The organism is Mesorhizobium sp. B2-3-10, assembly GCF_006442275.1.
Lineage (GTDB): Bacteria > Pseudomonadota > Alphaproteobacteria > Rhizobiales > Rhizobiaceae > Mesorhizobium > Mesorhizobium australicum.
The window spans coordinates 583,769-599,322 of sequence record NZ_VFVT01000003.1 but is presented as its reverse complement, the minus strand read 5'-3'; the positions used below and the strand labels follow the sequence as shown (position 1 = coordinate 599,322).

Here is a 15,554-nt window from a genome sequence, read left to right as displayed (position 1 = left end):
GATGGCAAGGGCTGTCGCCGATTTCGGCCTGACCTGCGGCACCTTGCCGGCGGGCAGGCAAAACGCAATCACCGATGTGCCTGGCGTGCGCGTCGGTCACCGCACGCTGCGCGACGGCGACATCAACACCGGCGTGACCGCGATCCTCCCGCATGGCGGAAACCTGTTCCGCACCAAGGTGATGGCGGCAAGCCATGTCATCAACGGCTTCGGCAAGACCGTCGGGCTGATGCAGGTCAAGGAACTCGGCACCATCGAGACGCCTATTCTCTTGACCAACACGCTTTCGGTCGGCACCTGCGCCACGGCGCTGATCCGTGACGCCATCCGCCAGAACCCCGATATCGGCCGCACCACCGGAACGGTCAATCCGGTGGTCGGTGAATGCAATGACGGTCCCTTGAACGACATCCAGGCCATGGCGATATCAGAGCAGCATGCCCTTGCCGCGCTGGCGGATGCCCGAGAAGGCGCGTTCGAACAGGGCAATGTCGGCGCCGGAACGGGAATGAGCTGCTTCGGCTTCAAGGGCGGCGTCGGCTCGGCCTCCAGGAAAATCGCGCTCGCCGGCGGACATCATCTTGGCGTTCTCGTCCTGTCGAATTTCGGCAGGGCCGGCGACCTCGTCCTGCCCGATGGGCGCCGGCCCGACCCCAGGCGGCAGGCCGAGGCCGAACGCGGCTCGATCATCGTCGTTCTGGCGACCGATGTGCCGCTCGAACACCGCCAGCTCGAGCGCCTGGCGCGCCGTGCGGGCGCCGGCATCGCCAGGCTCGGCTCCTTCTGGGGCAATGGCAGCGGGGACATCGCCATCGCCTTCAGCACCGGCAACCCGGTCGACCACGATGAAAACCGAGATCTGGTGCCGCTGCTCGCGCTCAACGAAGCACGCATCGACATTCTCTTCCGGGCGGCGGCGGAGGCGACGCAAGAGGCGGTGCTGAACTCCATGCTGTCCGCCGAGGCATTCACCGGCAGGGCCGGCACGCATCGCGCATCGCTCGCCGACTGGCTGCGCGACCAGCCCGAAAGGCAATAGGCGCAGAACGCCATCAGATGGCCGCCGGCGTGGAGTTTCCAAACCGCCTCTTACAAATCGATCCGGAACCGCAGGCTCTGCACCCCGCCATAGGCGGCGTCCTCGAAGAAGCGCTCGACGAGTTTGCCGCCATTGGCCAGGATCACCTTGTGCGAGGCCGGATTGCCCGGCTTGGCGGTGATCTCGATATGGGGAAGGCCTACCGCCCTCGCCTCGTCCAGCATCAGCCGCAACGCTTCGGTGGCGTAGCCGCGCTGCCGCTTCCAGGGCACGACGGCGTAGCCGATATGACCAAGCACGTGCGAAGGCAGTTCCGCCGTGCCCTTCTGCCAGCGAAAGCCGATCGAGCCCGCCGCCTCGCCGTCCCAGATCCAGCGGCGGAAGCCCGGCAGGCGTGGCACCTGTGTCCCGTCGGGCAAGGCGATGGGCGGCCCCTTTGCCTCGGGATCATCGAGGCTGGCCAGGAACGCCACCGGGTCTTCCTCTACTGCCGCAAGCCGCTCGCGCGTCGCGTCCAGGAGTCGCACATTGTCCGGCGACCAGCCGCGTTCGAGCGCCGCCTTGTAGCTCGGCAGATGTTCAAGCGCCGGTTTGACGATCTCGACCATGATAGATGCCTCCTGAAAACGCGGCAGGCATAGCCTTGGACAGCAGTGTGCTCAAGCCGCCTAGAAATGGATCTCACCCTTGTTCAGGAAGCAGGTCTTGCTGAACAGCGAAAGGTCGAGCGGATTGGGCAGCCTGATATCGCCGATATCGGGGACCGGTTTTTTCGACAATTCGTACGAACGGTCGATCTGCGCGATGAAGACCAGGATAAGTCCCCTGTCGCGCGCGAATGATCGCAGCCTGCGTATCTGGATCGTCAGATCCGGATTTTCCCGCTTCTGGTCGAGCAATTGCAGGTAGTCGATCACCACCAGCGTGCCGGCCCCGGCCGAGGCCAGCCGCGCCACCATGTAGTCGGCCGAGATGGCATCGGAACTGTCGAATTCGAACCGACCCTCGAATTGCCGTGGCTCGACCCCGATCGCGCGGAAGCGGTCGAGAATGTCCGGCTGCGTATATTCCAGCGTGAAGAACACGCTGCGCCGGCCGCGCCTCATGGCTTCGACCGCCAGTTCCAGGCTCATCAGCGTCTTGCCGTGGCCCGGCCGCGCGCCGACCAGCAAGAGGTCGCCGGGCGCCAGTTGTGCAAACAATCTGCCTGCGGGCTCAGTTTCCGCGGCCTTCGCCGCAAGCAGGCTCCAGCTCGCAAAACCTTCTTGTGCCGCGATACGGTCGAGCGCCTGGTGGAGCGGTATTTTCACCTCGCGGGACAACAGCCTGGCTTGACGCTTCAGATGATAGACGGGCCAAAACAGCCTCATCGCAAAACCTCCTGGTGCGAGCAGTTTTTGCAACCCCTCCTTATGCCTGGTGCTCGAACAGTCGGTGCGGTGATTGGATGGCCCCGCATGAACGATGCTTTCCCGGCGGAGGGAGGAGGCGTGGGCCGCGCCAGAATCAGATCATAGCCCAATCGAGCCGGCTCGAAAATCGGGCGTTCGTAGCCGCAAGCCTTGACCCAGCATGTCCGTTTATGGAGGGTTGCGCGTCGGCCTGGTCTTTTCGCGCCTACTTGCCGGTGCGCTAAACAAGATGTGTTTCGCCTGACGGCGCGCCGCGTTTTATGATCGCCTCGGGTGATTCCGCGGGGATCACAAACGGCTTCGACAGGAGAATGGGTCCGGTGCGGTTGAGATCTGTCCCGTTGGGTGTCGTTACGTTCCTCGGTCTCCTCGTCGTCGTCATGGCCTTGATGGCATCGGCCCGGTCCTTTGCCGCGCCATCGGCCATTCCGGCCTGGCTGCAGGCCCATGTCGGAGATGGCGATGGCCAGATTTCACAAGTGGTGCTGGAGCGGGCGCGCGCGCTTTACCTGAAAAAAGTCGCCCAGGGCGTCGTCCGGAACCCCTGCTACTTCGCCATGGACGCCACCCGTCCCGGCGATTTGGGCAATGGCGTGCTCGGGCGCCGCTACTATGTCGTATGCGAGGCCAGCCAGTCGTTTCGCGCGATTTCGTCGGGTCACGGCGGCGGCCGCAACCTGAAAGGCACGGTGGATTTCTCCAATGGCAGGCGCTGCGCCAGGAATTTCGGCAATGCCATGGATTCGGAACTGACCGCCGGCGGTCCCTACATGACCCGCGAGGCGAAAACCTCGTTCAAGGGCTATTATCGCATCGGCGCCAAACAGGACGTGGCCTTCCAGCGCACTTTCATCCAGTTCGACGGCGAAGGCGAAGCCGCCAACGCAAGGCAGCGCGTGATCGGCGGCCACGCGGCGCAGGTGCTGCGCGGCATGTGCCTGCGCAAGAGCCCGAGCAGTTCCTATGCCGACCATGACGGCTTCGTGCCGTTCGGCAAGCTGGTGGACTATGCCGGCGGCCGCAGCAATGGCTGCACCAGCTGGTCGCCGGCCGATGCCAGGCAGCTCATCTCGATGGTGAAGGACAACCCCACCACGCTCTATATCTATCCGGAATCGCGCGACATCGCCGCCGTGGCAAACGGCCATTCCGGTTCAGGCACCTACTGGAACGCATCCTGCCTGAAAGAGATCGGTACGCCGAAATTCTGGCCGCGAAAAACCCTCGAGCCGGTCATTGCCCAGTACAAGAAGGACCACCCGGCGGCGCCCCCGCAGCCACTGCCGATGTGCAAGGAGCCGTGAGATGGAGCCACGGCACCCTGCTCCGGCTCAGTGCAGGAAATCGAGCACGGCCTGCATGAACTCGGTGGGGTATTCCACGTTCGACAGGTGAACCGCGGGCAGCACGACAAGCTTCGCCCCGGGCACGGCTGCCGCGATCAGTTCGCTGTGGCTGGCCGCCGTCACCGTGTCGTGCTGGCCGGCGATTACCAATGTCGGCCGGTCGATCAGGGCCACCGTGCGGCGAAGGTCGGCGTCGCGAACCGCGGCGAACAGACCCGCCAGGCCCAGACGGTCGATCTCAAGCAACATGGCGCGGAATTTCTCGATGACGGGCTCGTTGGCCGCTACCATGCCGGCCGGGAACCAGTTGTTGAGGAACACTTCGGCGGTTTCCGACATGTCCGGCGCCTGCCGCACGACGGCGATCCGCTCGTCGAAATAACTTGCCGGCGAGAGGTGAGATGAAGTGTTGCTCAGGATCAGCCGGTCGACCCGCTCGGGCGCGTGGATGCCAAGCCACTGCCCAACGAAACCGCCCAGCGACAGGCCGAGGAAATGCACCCGGCCAAGGCCGAGCGCGTCGATGAGTTCGATCACGTCGCGGCCAAGCCGGTCGAGCGAATAGGCGCCGATCGGCACGCTCGATCCGCCATGGCCGCGAAAATCGTAGCGCAGAACGCGGAAATGCCTGGACAGTTCGCCGATCTGGCCATCCCACATGTGCAGCGTCGTGGCGATGGAGTTGGACAGCACCAGCACCGGTTGCCCAGCGTCACCGTCGAGCCGGTAGGCGATGCGCGTGCCGTCGCCGACAGTCACGAAATTCAGCTCACTCATGATTAAAATCCTTTTGGAACGTTGAATGAGGCAAAGCGTAGCTGTGGCCGGGATTTGGTGATATTACAAAGATAGGACGATCTCTGTAATCAAAGCTGACATGGCCGAATTCACCTTGCACGACCTCCAGTGCTTCGACGCGGTGATCCGCTGCGGCGGCTTTCAGCCGGCCGCGGCCCTGCTCCATCGCTCGCATCCGGCGGTGTTCGCCGCCGTCGCCAGGCTCGAACGACAGCTCGACCTCGTCCTCCTGGATCGCGGCGGCTATCGCGTGCGGGCGACGGAAGCGGGGCTGTCGTTCCATCGACGGGCGCAATCGCTGCTGCGCGAACTGGAAGGCCTGAGCATCCACGCCGCCCAGCTCTCGATGGGCGAGGAAAGCGATATCCACGTCGTGATCGGCGACCTCTGCCCGCGCCCGCAGGTGCTGGGCATGCTTGGGCGGTTCTTCGCCCAGTGCCCCGGCACGCGGCTGCATCTCCATTTCGAAGCCGTCGGCGGCCCGTGGGAACGCCTTTTTGACGACAAAGCCGATCTCATCCTGCACTGGATCGACAAGGGCGACGTACGGGTGGAATGGATCGATCTCAGCAAGGTGTCGTTCATTCCCGTCGTGGCGCCGGGCTTTCTGCCGGAGCGCGTCGAACAACCGGTCACACTGGAGAAGATGCAGGCATTCACCCAGTGCGTGATGCGCGACACCGCCCTGCATTCGCCACGACAGGACTATTTCGTGGCCCAGGGCGCGCCGCGATGCCTGGTCCCCGATCAGGCCATGAAGAAGGAACTCATCCTGCAAGGGCTCGGCTGGGGCCACCTGCCTCACTTCCTGATCGCGGAAGAGCTGCGCGACGCCCAGCTGTTATCCATAGCCGGCAGTCATCTGCCGGGCCGCACCGACGAATTGGTGGTGGCGCGCCGCCGCGACCGGCCGCACGGCCCGATCGCCAATCGCTTGTGGGACCATATCCAGCGGGAAGCACCTGCATTGCGCCGCGCATTGGAGCCTCGGGGCTAACAGCGCAGCTTGGCGTCGAGTGGCCGTGTTGGAAGCCGACGACGCGAGAGTAGAAAGCCCTACTGCAGCAGCGCCTTGACGATGCCGCTCGCCTTGCCGAAATCCATCTGGCCGGCATATTTCTGCTTCAGCGCCGCGATCACCTTGCCCATGTCCTTCTGGCTGGCCGCACCGGTCGCCGCTATCGCCTCGCGCGCCGCCGCCGTGACCGCGGCATCGTCAAGCTGCGTCGGCAGGAAGCCGCGGATGATCTCCATCTCGCCGCGTTCCTGCGCGGCCAGTTCCGGGCGCTTGCCGTCCTCGAATGCCTTGGCCGATTCCTCGCGCTGCTTCACCATCTTGGCCAGGATCTGCAGGATTTCCTCATCGCTGGCGGGTTCCTTGCCGGCACCGCGATTGGCGATGTCGCGGTCGTGGATGGCTGCCTGGATCAGTCGCAATGTCGGCAGCCGATGCTTGTCCTGCGCCTTCATCGCGGTCTTCAGGGATTCGGCGATTTTCGCGCGCATTGCTCTCTCTCCTTCGGTCGGCGCGGACAATAGCGCCGGGGACAGGCCAACGCAAACTCTGATATGCCTGGGCAAGCCTATGATATTCCTCAATGAAATAAATCGCGACCCTCTTTCGCATGATCATTGACCGCCCTGTCCCCTTCCCCTATGTACTGGGCCTTGCATGAACTGAAGCTTGGGTGCGTGGAGGCCGCGAATTCGCCGCTTCGCGCCGTTTGCCGCGCCAACGCCCGCCGGGCTACGGAAGCGCGCGGCTTGATAGGAGTGCCGCCATGGCCGAGATGACGCCCGCCTGGGCCACTGAAAAGCCGACCGCCCTTCTGGTGCTGGCCGACGGCACCGTCATCGAGGGTCGCGGCCTCGGCGCCACCGGCTCGGCGGTTGCCGAGGTCTGCTTCAACACGGCACTTACCGGCTACCAGGAAATCCTCACCGACCCGTCCTATGCCGGCCAGATCGTCACCTTTACCTTCCCGCATGTCGGCAATATCGGCACCAATGGCGAGGACATCGAAGACCTCAATCCGGCCGCTCGTGCCGGCGCCGTCGGTGCCGTGTTCAAGGCCGATGTCACCAACCCATCCAATTACCGCGCCGCCGGCCATCTCGACCAGTGGCTGAAGAAGCGCGGCATCGTCGCGCTCTCGGGCATCGACACTCGCGCGCTCACCGCGCTGATCCGCGAAAAGGGCATGCCCAATGCCGTCATCGCGCACGCGCCCGACGGCGTCTTCGACCTCGACGACCTGAAGCGGCGTGCCGCCGCTTGGTCGGGCCTGATCGGGCTCGATCTCGCCAAGGAGGTCACGTCGGGCCAGTCTTCTGTCTGGCGCGAGACGCCTTGGGTGTGGAACGAAGGCTTTGGCGAACAGGCCGAGCCTTCGCTGCACGTCGTCGCCATCGACTACGGCGTCAAGCGCAACATATTGCGGCTGCTCGCCGGTCTGGGCGCCAAGGTGACGGTGGTTCCGGCCAGCACCGGTTCGGAAGAAATCCTCGCCATGCGGCCCGACGGCATTTTCCTCTCCAACGGCCCCGGCGACCCGGAAGCCACCGGCGACTATGCCGTGCCGGTCATCCAGGACCTGCTCAAGACCGACATTCCGGTGTTCGGCATTTGCCTCGGCCACCAGATGCTGGCGTTGGCGCTGGGCGGCAAGACCGCCAAGATGCACCAGGGCCATCACGGCGCCAACCATCCGGTCAAGGATCACACCACCGGCAAGGTCGAAATCGTTTCGATGAACCACGGCTTTGCCGTCGATGCCGACTCGCTGCCCGCGGGTGTCGAGGAAACCCATGTCTCGCTGTTCGACGGCTCGAATTGCGGCATCGCGTTGACCGGCCGCCCGGTATTCTCGGTCCAGCATCACCCCGAGGCTTCGCCCGGCCCACAGGATTCGCACTACCTGTTCCGCCGCTTCGTCAACCTCATCCGCGAAAAGCGCGGCGAGGAATTGCTGGTGGAAAGGGCTTGACTCGATCCGTCAGCGCTGCCCCTCATCCGCCTGCCCTTTTTTGGAATATAGGCAATTGGCGAAACGGCCGATGACAGCGTCTTTCTCTCCGCCACCATAAGGGGAGAATTGGCGATGAATTTGCGATGCGTTACGCGCGTCCATATATTCAAAACGTCGAATTGACGTCCTTACGGCGTCCGCGTACGATGATTCGCATACAAAGCAGCGATAACCAATTTGGAACGATTTCGTGTGCAGGCTGTTAGTCGCATGCGTCATTCATAGGAGATTCGCGAAATGAACACGTTCATTCGTCGCGATAAAATCGTCGATGAATTGAGGCGAGAATCCAAGGGTTCATTCGTCACCCTTTATCGCGCGCTGGTGGAGGCGGCGGGAGACCCCTCCGCCAAGCGTAACGGCGGCACGACTCTAAGCGAAGATGTGGTCAAGAGCCGCATTCGAGCGATTGTCAAAGAGCGCACCTCGGCCGCTAAGGAAGCCGGTTGATCTGTGTCGCTTAGCGCATCGACACTTGCGCTTTTCATATTGTTGGTGCCGGGACTGATATTCCGGTACGCGGTTTACGAAGGGTCTCCGGTTCGGAGGCCCTTTTTCGCGGGCGGCACGCTCTATTCCTCCATTGCCGTGCTGCTGTACTCCATACTCGTTTTTATAGTTTTTTGGTCCGTAATCGCACTGGCTGTTGGTTTCCTAAATCTCTTTCACACTTACCAAATACCCTTTGGAATTGTCGAATTTAACGGTGATATGTACGTCTTCGACCACTCCATTCTACCCCCTCATAGTAGGCGTTTCGAACTAACAAACTTCCTTTTCAGCTACCCCATCTGTTCGGCACTTGTGTTTCTGGGCGTTAGCGCAACCGCCTTGCTATCCGCCTATTGCGTACAGTGGCTATCCCGGAGGTCCAAAATTGTAGGGCGCTTAATGTACGGCTCGCTCGCCCCGTTTATATCCAAAATTCAAGAGCCCCTGCTAACATGCTTCGTGCTGACAAAGGTAATTAACGGCAATCAACGCCTTATGTATGCCGGACTGCCGAAGGAGATCAGCCTTGGGGATGGGAACAACATCGATCATTTGATCCTTGAAGATCCAGTCAAGTTCTATCTGCGCTTGAACAAAGAAATTCCGACAACCACATTCGGCAAAGCGCGACCTATGTCCACCCAAGCGTTTAGCCAAGGTCACATATTCCTGCGTTCGTCTGAAATCGAAAACATCCACTTCGAGGCATTTTACTTCCCTGATGAACCCGGTTCGCTCCGAAATCGTGTGATATTTATTATGGCTGTTGCCGCCTTCACTATCGGAGGTGTCATCGGCACATTACTGTCTTAAATTTCAAGACTTACTTGACGCGCGCCGATGACATCAAGCATCATAAAAAGGAAGCGGTGAAGCTGCCACGAATTATTCGCAAGATTGCGCTCTGTGTCGTGGCACCGCGCTCCTTCAGCTTCTCAGCGAGCGAGGCGTGTCACCCCACGGCACTTTAAATTAGCTCGCCAATATGTTTTTTTGCTTGTTCCTCATAGTACGCGCCGATGTATTGAACATCGGCATCTCGATCTGGTTGGTAGCCAGCACGATGTCGCATTTCGAAATCAGCTCGATCGCCTCGCGCCTGCCTTGCCAACGCGCCAGCCCGGCGCCGAAGGCCGCCTCGACTTCGTAGCTGCCGTAGATGTCGGCATGATCGAAACTGGTCAGGCCGAGATCGACGGCGTTGCCGATCAGCCGGGCGACCTGGTCGGCATCGGGGCGCACTGGGCCGTCGAGCAGGCGCCGGGCACCGAAGACCAGCCGCGACAGCGACATCCCGTCCCTGGTCAACGCGATGCGGCTGTCATGGCTCATGCCTGCGCTCGGTCATTGGCCACGCCGGTGGTGATGTTTGCGACCGTCGCCGGCCTAGTCACCTTGGTGACGAAGACGATGACCGCCAGCACCAGGAAGCATGCACCGACCAGATAGGGCGCGCCGCCGAAGGTTACGGGCGCGCTGGGGCCGGTGAACCAGGAAAAGATCGCGGTATAGAGCAGCGGCGTGACGATCGAGGTGATCGAGAAGATCGAGGTCATCGCGCCTTGCAATTCGCCTTGTGCCGAAGGGGGAACCTTGGCTGCGGCGAGGCTTCTCAGCGGGGGATCGGCCAGCGCTTCCAGGCAGCCGACGACGATCACCGCGTAGACCATCCAGCCTTGCGAGGCGAAGGCATAGCCGAAGGCGCTGGCCGCGGTGAACGTCAGGCCGATGACCGCCGTCCTCCACTCGCCGAGCCTGGGGATGACGCGCGGCAGCACCGTGCCCATGATGATGGCGCCGCACAGGCCGAAAGCGCCGAGCGAGAAGCCGATCTGCTGCTCGCTCCAGCCGTAGCGGTAGTTGGAGACGAACGACCACACCGCCGGATACATCATGTGGCCGAGCGTCATCAGGAAGAAGACCAGCCCAATCCAGCCGATGCCCTGATATTGGCGCATCTGCAGAAGCGTGCCGACCGGGTTGGCACGTTTCCACTCGAAGCGGCGGCGGTGCTTTTCATCGAGCGTTTCGGGCAGGAAGAACATTGCGATGAGGAAGTTCACGAAGGCGAGCCCGGCGGCGAAAAAGAACGGCACGCGCGGCCCGAACGTACCGAGCAATCCGCCAAGCACCGGCCCGATGACGAAGCCGACGCCGAAGGCAATGCCGAGCAGGCCGAAATTCTTCGCCCGGTTCTCGTCGTTCGAAATATCGGCGATGAAGGCCGACGTCGTCGAATAGCTGGCGCCCGAAATGCCGGCCAGGACGCGGCCGATGAACAGCATCGGATAAGACCAGGCGATGGCACAGATCAAATTGTCGATGGAGAAGGTCAACACCGAGGCGAGCAGGATCGGCCGCCGCCCGAATCGGTCGCTCAGGCCGCCCATGATGGGCGCGAAGAAGAACTGCATGGCCGCATAGACGAAGAACAGCCAGCCGCCCTCGATCGCCGCTTCGCTGATGCCGACGCCGGTCAATTCCCTGAGAAAGGCCGGCAGCACCGGCATGATCATGCCGAAGCCGATGATATCGAGCAGCAGCGTGGTGAAAACCAGCGCAAGGCCCCGCTTGGCGGTTTTGGGGTCGATCATGATGGGTCAAGCTCCTCTGGCCGCCTAGGGGGCGCGGGCGGACGCACCTTATAGGCGAGCCCGCGGAAAGGAACAGTGCGGGAACAGGCAGGAAGCTTTGATCCTGACACTCCCTGACGGCGCGTTGGCCGCCAGGTCCATGTCCGAAAACGGCTGCTTAGAGCGGGCCGCTCATCGTGTTGCAGTCCGAAAGCTTGCCGCTCTTGTATCCGCGTGTCAGCCAGGTCTGCCGCTGCTGCGAGGTGCCGTGGTTGAAGCTTTCCGGCACGACATAGCCCTGCATCTTCTTCTGCAGCGTATCGTCGCCAATCTGCTTGGCCGCGTTCAGCGCGCTTTCGAAGTCGCCTTGCTCCAATATGCCCTTCTGCCCGGTGTAATGCGCCCACACGCCGGCGAAGCAGTCGGCCTGCAACTCGATGCGCACCGACAGCTGGTTGGCATCGGCTTCGCTCATGCCTTGCCGCATCTGGTTGAACTTCCCCATGATGCCGGTGAGGTTCTGCACGTGGTGGCCGACCTCATGCGCGATGACATAGGCGCGGGCGAACTCGCCGGAAGCGCCGAACTGCTGGTCGAGCTGCTGGAAGAAGGTCATGTCGAGATAGACCTTGTGGTCGCCCGGACAATAGAACGGTCCCGCCGCCGCCGAGGCAAAGCCGCAGGCGGAGCGGACCTGGCCGGAAAACAGCACCAGCTTCGGGTCCTCGTAGGTCAGGCCTTGCGACTTGAAGATGCCGGTCCAGGTGTCTTCCGTCTCGGCGAGCACGGTCGCCACGAACTGCTTCATCTCGTCATTGGCTGGCGTTGCGGCGCTGTCCTGGCCGCCGCTGTTGTCCGATATCTGGCCACCGCCGCCCGGCAGCAGGCCGCCGTCGCCACCGCCCAGGATCGTTGAGGGATCAAAGCCGAAATACCATCCTGCCAGCACCACCAGGATGACGAGGAATATGCTACCGCCGCCACCGGCGCGGCCACCGATCGGAATGCGGAACTGGCCGCCACCACCACCGATCCCGCCGCCGCCGCCATCGCTGCGGTCGTCCTCGATATTGTCACTCTGACGACGGCCTCTCCAGAGCATGGCAACTCCTCGTGCTGCAAACTTCCCCATTGCTCCGGCAGGGCCGGCTCAATCCAACAAACAAGTATCGCAATGGTTGCTCCAAGTCACAGCATTTTTGTGGCCAGGCAGCGCCGCATGGCCGCTCCACCACACTGGCCGGGAGCGCCGCAAGGCCTGTCGCATCGCCGGCATTGGAAGGGGGTTCCAGGCCTGAGGACGATCAGGTGTTTCCTGTCGATGCCGGTGGCGTTGCGTGCCTCGGGCTTGCGAATGCCGGCGCGGTGACGCTCGATCCCAGCGTCGCCGTCACCGATCCGGTCACCCTGCAGGCGCTGGAGCGCGGCGGCCTGTCGATCAGCCATTTGCTCGGTCCCACGCTCGGCCTCACCCGCGACGTCGACAATAGCAGCCAGTTTTCGGTGCCGGCGCTGGCCAGCGTGCGCGACACGGTCAAGCGCGAGATATCAGACGAGCCGAAGACCAGCGAAGGAAATTGGGCCGGTCCGGCGGTTCTATCAAACGCTGAACCGCCCTAGCCGCCTTCCAGGCTCCGCCAGAACTGGAGGACCGTTGCGGCGATCGCCTCCGGCGCGTCTTCCTGGACGAGATGCTTGGCGCCGGCGACTGTCTGAAACGTCGCACCGGGAATGCGCCGCGCCAGCTCCCGGCCGTCCTTTATCGGGATCCAATCGTCATTTTCGCCCCACAGGATGGTGACCGGACAGCGAATCTCGCCATATCGCCACTCCACTTCCTCCGTGTACTTGTCGTCCACCTGCGCGACTTGCCTCCAGAACGCCTTCTGGCCCTCGTCGCCAAGCCAAGGACGCAGATAGGCCTGCATCTCGTCTGTGCGCAACGAATTGTCCGTCGCGCCATCGATGTAGGCCCGCAAGATCGCTTCGTGGACATATGCGGGCAGCCCGGCAAAAACCTTCTCGTTCTGCCTGGCTGCCTGGACCAGCGGCGAACCTTGCGGGCTGATCGCCACTGGATCGATCAGCACCATCGAGCGGAACTCCAACCGTTGAGCAGATGACCGCGCAGAGCGGTCGATCCGCCGAAATCATGCGCGACCACGTCGGGCCGTTCCAGCTTCCAGTGGGCATAGAGCGCCGCGAACAGCTCTTTCTGCATGCCACGCGACACATCGCCGTCCGGCTTGTCCGACCAGCCATAGCCAAGCATGTCGAAATAGTGGACGCGTCGCTGCTTCGCCAGCCATGGCGCGATGCGGCGCCACTCGACCGAGGAGAATGGCGTGCCGTGGAGAACGACGGCGGGCGGTCCTTCCCCCATGACGCCCCAGGCAATCGAATGTCCCTGAAAGACAAAGCGTTCAGGCGGGCGCCACTCGATGGTCATCCGCATCGGTCCAGAACTGCTGCCGCTTACTCTTTCTGCTTGGCGCCGGCGCTCTTGCCGTCGGAGCTTTTCGAGCGTTCCTCGAAACGATCGGCGCCTTTCTTCAGCGGATGTCCCGTTTCGGCCTCGGTCTTGCGCTCGTCCCTGGCGGCCGCCTGTTCCAATCCTGTGGCTGCCTGCTTGCCTTTTGCGGTCGGTGCCTGCTCGATGCCCATTGCTTCCTCCCTGGCGCGCGATAGGCGCGCAATGAGAGGGGAACGCGCATAAGCGCCGGCGGTTCCAGCGGCTAACATGGTCGAAAACGCGGCAATGAAGCGCTTCAGCGCGCCGTCATCGCCTTGCGGAACGCTTCCAGCGTCTCGGCGCTGACATGGTGTTCGATGCCCTCGGCATCGATGCGCGCCGTCTCGGCGCTGACGCCGAGCGAGCGCAGAAAGGCCTCGACCGTCTGGTGGCGGATGCGGCTTTCCTCTGCGACCTTGCGGCCGGCATCGGTCAGGAACACGCCGCGATAGGGCTTTCGCGACACCAGCCCGTCGGCGCATAGCCGCGTCAGCATCTTGGCCACCGTCGGTTGGGCGACGCCGAGGCGCGCGGCGATGTCGACCTGGCGCGCCTCGTTGCCGTCCTCGATCAGGTCGGCGATCAGTTCGACATAATCCTCGACCAGCGCGCTGCGGCGCGCTTCGCGCGTCTGCCGGAACCCTTCCGAATGGACATCGGCATCGAGCAACGGCTCACGCGGGACCGGTCTGTTCTTCAGCGCCAATGCGCGCTCCTCCTCGGGAGTTTGCCGTCCCTGCTTTTATAGCACGGGCTCTGATTCTTCAGGCCGTTTATTTGCATTCCGAGAGAGGCGCAACCGGCGTCTCCGGGGGCGTCATCCTCGCACGCACAGCGCGACATGCTAAAAAGCACCGACAATGAAATATAGCCTATTGCATAATGTTGAGCCATGGCATACCTTGAGGGCATCCTCCGGAAGTCGCGGAAAGCCTTTTCATGTCAGAAGCAGACGTCACAACCTCCCGGTCCGCATGGCGGTTCGCCAGACGGGATGAAGACGATCAGCCCAGCCTGCGCGAGGTCAACTCCTCCATCGCGGTGCCGACATCAGGCGTCTGGTTCCGCCGCTTGTTCGCCTTCATGGGTCCCGGCTACATGGTCTCGGTCGGCTATATGGACCCGGGCAACTGGGCGACCGACCTCGCCGGCGGCGCGCAGTTCGGCTACACGCTTTTGTTCATCATCATGCTGTCCAACCTGATGGCGATCCTGCTGCAGGCGCTGGCCGCGCGCCTTGGCATCGCCACCGGCCGCGACCTCGCCCAGGCCTGCCGCGCCTACTATCCGCGCCCCGTCAATCTCGTGCTGTGGATCGCCTGCGAACTCGCCATCATCGCCTGCGACCTCGCCGAGGTGATCGGCACCGCGATCGCGCTGCAGCTTTTGTTCGGCATCCCGCTGATCGGCGGCGCCATGCTCACCGCGCTCGACGCTTTCCTGGTTCTGCTCCTGATGAACAAGGGGTTCCGCTATCTCGAAGCCTTCGTCGTCGCGCTTTTGGTCATCATCTTCAGCTGCTTTGCCATCCAGATCTTCGTTGCCGCTCCGCCGGCCGGCACGATCCTGCATTCGATGTTCGTGCCGTCCTCCGAAATCGTCACCGATCCAGCGATGCTCTACATCGCCATCGGCATCATCGGCGCAACGGTGATGCCGCACAATCTCTACCTGCATTCCTCGATCGTGCAGACCCGCGCCTATGAGCGCACGGAGGCCGGAAAACGCGATGCCATCAAATGGGCGACGACGGACTCCACCATCGCCCTGATGCTGGCGCTGTTCGTCAACGCCGCCATCCTGATCGTCGCGGCCGTCGCCTTCCACGAAACCGGCCACCAGGATGTCGCCGAGATCGACCAGGCTTTCAAGCTGCTGTCGCCGCTGCTTGGCCTCGGCATCGCCTCGATCCTGTTTGCCGTGGCACTGCTGGCGTCGGGCTTGAATTCGACGGTGACGGCAACGCTCGCCGGCCAGATCATCATGGAAGGTTTTCTGCGCCTGCGCATCCCCAACTGGGCGCGGCGCCTGCTGACGCGCGGCCTCGCCATCATCCCGGTGGTGGTGGTCACCGCGCTCTATGGCGAGAAGGGCACTGGCCAGCTACTGGTCTTCAGCCAGGTGGTGTTGTCCATGCAACTGCCTTTTGCGGTCGTCCCGCTGGTGCAGTTCGTGTCCGACAAGAAGAAGATGGGCAATCTCGCCATCCCGCGCGGCGTCGCCGCACTGGCCTGGGTGGTCGCGGCAATCATCCTGGTGCTCAATTTCAAGCTGCTCTACGACACCATGTTCGGGGTTGGCTGAAGTTCCGTTTAATCACGGGACAAACCGCCGGATCGCGCTATCTTCCCGA

At 62.7% G+C, this 15,554-nt stretch carries 19 protein-coding genes; 8 read left to right on the top strand and 11 right to left on the bottom strand.

Annotated elements, in window-relative coordinates:
- Position 1: 1 nt before the first annotated feature.
- Positions 2–1,039 (top strand): P1 family peptidase, encoded by a 1,038-nt coding sequence (locus FJ943_RS12655; protein ID WP_140721895.1) that lies wholly within the window; start codon positions 2–4, stop codon positions 1,037–1,039.
- A gap of 50 nt (positions 1,040–1,089) precedes the next feature.
- On the opposite strand, the gene FJ943_RS12650 is transcribed toward FJ943_RS12655, so the two are convergent.
- Both FJ943_RS12650 and FJ943_RS12645 read right to left on the bottom strand, forming a co-directional pair.
- Positions 1,090–1,647, bottom strand: a complete 558-nt coding sequence (locus FJ943_RS12650) for a GNAT family N-acetyltransferase (RefSeq protein ID WP_140721892.1) — start codon at positions 1,645–1,647, stop codon at positions 1,090–1,092.
- Positions 1,648–1,707: 60 nt separating this feature from the next.
- Positions 1,708–2,409 carry a DNA helicase gene (locus FJ943_RS12645; RefSeq protein ID WP_140721889.1) on the bottom strand — a complete coding sequence of 234 codons (702 nt, stop codon included), beginning with the start codon at positions 2,407–2,409 and terminating at the stop codon, positions 1,708–1,710.
- Positions 2,410–2,771: 362 nt separating this feature from the next.
- Between FJ943_RS12645 and FJ943_RS12640 the strand changes: the two genes are divergently transcribed.
- A complete protein-coding gene (locus FJ943_RS12640) occupies positions 2,772–3,755 on the top strand; it encodes a hypothetical protein (RefSeq protein WP_140665034.1) in 984 nt (327 codons plus the stop codon).
- 27 nt (positions 3,756–3,782) lie between these two features.
- Here the strand turns inward: FJ943_RS12640 and FJ943_RS12635 are convergent, their stop codons facing one another.
- On the bottom strand, positions 3,783–4,574 hold the full coding sequence (locus FJ943_RS12635) for an alpha/beta fold hydrolase (RefSeq protein WP_140721886.1): 792 nt from the start codon (positions 4,572–4,574) through the stop codon (positions 3,783–3,785).
- A gap of 100 nt (positions 4,575–4,674) precedes the next feature.
- Between FJ943_RS12635 and FJ943_RS12630 the strand changes: the two genes are divergently transcribed.
- The gene (locus tag FJ943_RS12630) at positions 4,675–5,592 is read left to right on the top strand and encodes a LysR family transcriptional regulator (RefSeq protein ID WP_140721883.1); all 918 of its coding nucleotides are present in this window, start codon (positions 4,675–4,677) and stop codon (positions 5,590–5,592) included.
- A gap of 59 nt (positions 5,593–5,651) precedes the next feature.
- Here FJ943_RS12630 and FJ943_RS12625 read toward each other — a convergent pair whose 3' ends face one another.
- Positions 5,652–6,101: a GatB/YqeY domain-containing protein gene (locus tag FJ943_RS12625; RefSeq protein ID WP_015316206.1), complete on the bottom strand. Its 450-nt coding sequence runs from the start codon at positions 6,099–6,101 to the stop codon at positions 5,652–5,654.
- A 275-nt stretch (positions 6,102–6,376) separates the two neighbouring features.
- Between FJ943_RS12625 and carA the strand changes: the two genes are divergently transcribed.
- The 3 genes from carA to FJ943_RS12610 all read left to right on the top strand — a co-directional run bounded on the left by carA (position 6,377) and on the right by FJ943_RS12610 (position 8,929).
- Positions 6,377–7,582, top strand: a complete 1,206-nt coding sequence (gene carA / locus FJ943_RS12620; protein WP_140721880.1) for a glutamine-hydrolyzing carbamoyl-phosphate synthase small subunit — start codon at positions 6,377–6,379, stop codon at positions 7,580–7,582.
- A 279-nt stretch (positions 7,583–7,861) separates the two neighbouring features.
- Positions 7,862–8,074, top strand: a complete 213-nt coding sequence (locus FJ943_RS12615; protein ID WP_140721878.1) for a hypothetical protein — start codon at positions 7,862–7,864, stop codon at positions 8,072–8,074.
- A gap of 441 nt (positions 8,075–8,515) precedes the next feature.
- Positions 8,516–8,929 (top strand): hypothetical protein, encoded by a 414-nt coding sequence (locus tag FJ943_RS12610; RefSeq protein WP_140721875.1) that lies wholly within the window; start codon positions 8,516–8,518, stop codon positions 8,927–8,929.
- 159 nt (positions 8,930–9,088) lie between these two features.
- On the opposite strand, the gene FJ943_RS12605 is transcribed toward FJ943_RS12610, so the two are convergent.
- From FJ943_RS12605 to FJ943_RS12595, 3 genes are all read right to left on the bottom strand, one after another.
- Entirely contained in the window at positions 9,089–9,448 is a 360-nt protein-coding gene (locus FJ943_RS12605) for an aldo/keto reductase (RefSeq protein WP_246671861.1), read from the bottom strand.
- On the bottom strand, positions 9,445–10,710 hold the full coding sequence (locus tag FJ943_RS12600; protein ID WP_140721872.1) for a TCR/Tet family MFS transporter: 1,266 nt from the start codon (positions 10,708–10,710) through the stop codon (positions 9,445–9,447). Before FJ943_RS12600 ends, FJ943_RS12605 begins: the two co-directional genes overlap by 4 nt.
- Before the next feature lie 157 nt (positions 10,711–10,867).
- Positions 10,868–11,791, bottom strand: a complete 924-nt coding sequence (locus FJ943_RS12595) for a neutral zinc metallopeptidase (protein WP_140721869.1) — start codon at positions 11,789–11,791, stop codon at positions 10,868–10,870.
- Between the two features lie 206 nt (positions 11,792–11,997).
- Here FJ943_RS12595 and FJ943_RS12590 point away from each other — a divergent pair, with 206 nt between their 5' ends.
- Positions 11,998–12,309, top strand: a complete 312-nt coding sequence (locus tag FJ943_RS12590; RefSeq protein ID WP_246671860.1) for a hypothetical protein — start codon at positions 11,998–12,000, stop codon at positions 12,307–12,309.
- Here the strand turns inward: FJ943_RS12590 and FJ943_RS30145 are convergent.
- The 4 genes from FJ943_RS30145 to mntR all read right to left on the bottom strand — a co-directional run bounded on the left by FJ943_RS30145 (position 12,306) and on the right by mntR (position 13,907).
- Positions 12,306–12,782 (bottom strand): alpha/beta hydrolase, encoded by a 477-nt coding sequence (locus tag FJ943_RS30145; protein WP_263489241.1) that lies wholly within the window; start codon positions 12,780–12,782, stop codon positions 12,306–12,308. The two genes, FJ943_RS12590 and FJ943_RS30145, sit on opposite strands and share 4 nt — an antisense overlap.
- Positions 12,773–13,138: an alpha/beta fold hydrolase gene (locus FJ943_RS30140; RefSeq protein WP_263489240.1), complete on the bottom strand. Its 366-nt coding sequence runs from the start codon at positions 13,136–13,138 to the stop codon at positions 12,773–12,775. Before FJ943_RS30140 ends, FJ943_RS30145 begins: the two co-directional genes overlap by 10 nt.
- Before the next feature lie 26 nt (positions 13,139–13,164).
- A complete protein-coding gene (locus tag FJ943_RS12580) occupies positions 13,165–13,353 on the bottom strand; it encodes a hypothetical protein (RefSeq protein ID WP_015316201.1) in 189 nt (62 codons plus the stop codon).
- A 104-nt stretch (positions 13,354–13,457) separates the two neighbouring features.
- The gene (gene mntR / locus FJ943_RS12575; protein ID WP_015316200.1) at positions 13,458–13,907 is read right to left on the bottom strand and encodes a manganese-binding transcriptional regulator MntR; all 450 of its coding nucleotides are present in this window, start codon (positions 13,905–13,907) and stop codon (positions 13,458–13,460) included.
- 233 nt (positions 13,908–14,140) lie between these two features.
- Here mntR and FJ943_RS12570 point away from each other — a divergent pair, with 233 nt between their 5' ends.
- Positions 14,141–15,505, top strand: coding sequence for an Nramp family divalent metal transporter (locus FJ943_RS12570; RefSeq protein ID WP_140617781.1), 1,365 nt, complete (start codon positions 14,141–14,143; stop codon positions 15,503–15,505).
- Positions 15,506–15,554: the final 49 nt, after the last annotated feature.

Bases quoted from the DNA above. Each gene is read 5' to 3' on its own strand.
- FJ943_RS30145 (WP_263489241.1), bottom strand. From the start codon at position 12,782: ATGGTGCTGATCGATCCAGTGGCGATCAGCCCGCAAGGTTCGCCGCTG.
- FJ943_RS12610 (WP_140721875.1), top strand. From the start codon at position 8,516: ATGTACGGCTCGCTCGCCCCGTTTATATCCAAAATTCAAGAGCCCCTG.
- FJ943_RS12655 (WP_140721895.1), top strand. From the start codon at position 2: ATGGCAAGGGCTGTCGCCGATTTCGGCCTGACCTGCGGCACCTTGCCG.
- FJ943_RS30140 (WP_263489240.1), bottom strand. From the start codon at position 13,138: ATGACCATCGAGTGGCGCCCGCCTGAACGCTTTGTCTTTCAGGGACAT.
- FJ943_RS12600 (WP_140721872.1), bottom strand. From the start codon at position 10,710: ATGATCGACCCCAAAACCGCCAAGCGGGGCCTTGCGCTGGTTTTCACC.
- FJ943_RS12650 (WP_140721892.1), bottom strand. From the start codon at position 1,647: ATGGTCGAGATCGTCAAACCGGCGCTTGAACATCTGCCGAGCTACAAG.
- FJ943_RS12605 (WP_246671861.1), bottom strand. From the start codon at position 9,448: ATGAGCCATGACAGCCGCATCGCGTTGACCAGGGACGGGATGTCGCTG.
- FJ943_RS12580 (WP_015316201.1), bottom strand. From the start codon at position 13,353: ATGGGCATCGAGCAGGCACCGACCGCAAAAGGCAAGCAGGCAGCCACA.
- FJ943_RS12630 (WP_140721883.1), top strand. From the start codon at position 4,675: ATGGCCGAATTCACCTTGCACGACCTCCAGTGCTTCGACGCGGTGATC.
- carA (WP_140721880.1), top strand. From the start codon at position 6,377: ATGGCCGAGATGACGCCCGCCTGGGCCACTGAAAAGCCGACCGCCCTT.
- FJ943_RS12615 (WP_140721878.1), top strand. From the start codon at position 7,862: ATGAACACGTTCATTCGTCGCGATAAAATCGTCGATGAATTGAGGCGA.
- FJ943_RS12625 (WP_015316206.1), bottom strand. From the start codon at position 6,101: ATGCGCGCGAAAATCGCCGAATCCCTGAAGACCGCGATGAAGGCGCAG.
- FJ943_RS12635 (WP_140721886.1), bottom strand. From the start codon at position 4,574: ATGAGTGAGCTGAATTTCGTGACTGTCGGCGACGGCACGCGCATCGCC.
- FJ943_RS12645 (WP_140721889.1), bottom strand. From the start codon at position 2,409: ATGAGGCTGTTTTGGCCCGTCTATCATCTGAAGCGTCAAGCCAGGCTG.
- FJ943_RS12595 (WP_140721869.1), bottom strand. From the start codon at position 11,791: ATGCTCTGGAGAGGCCGTCGTCAGAGTGACAATATCGAGGACGACCGC.
- FJ943_RS12570 (WP_140617781.1), top strand. From the start codon at position 14,141: ATGTCAGAAGCAGACGTCACAACCTCCCGGTCCGCATGGCGGTTCGCC.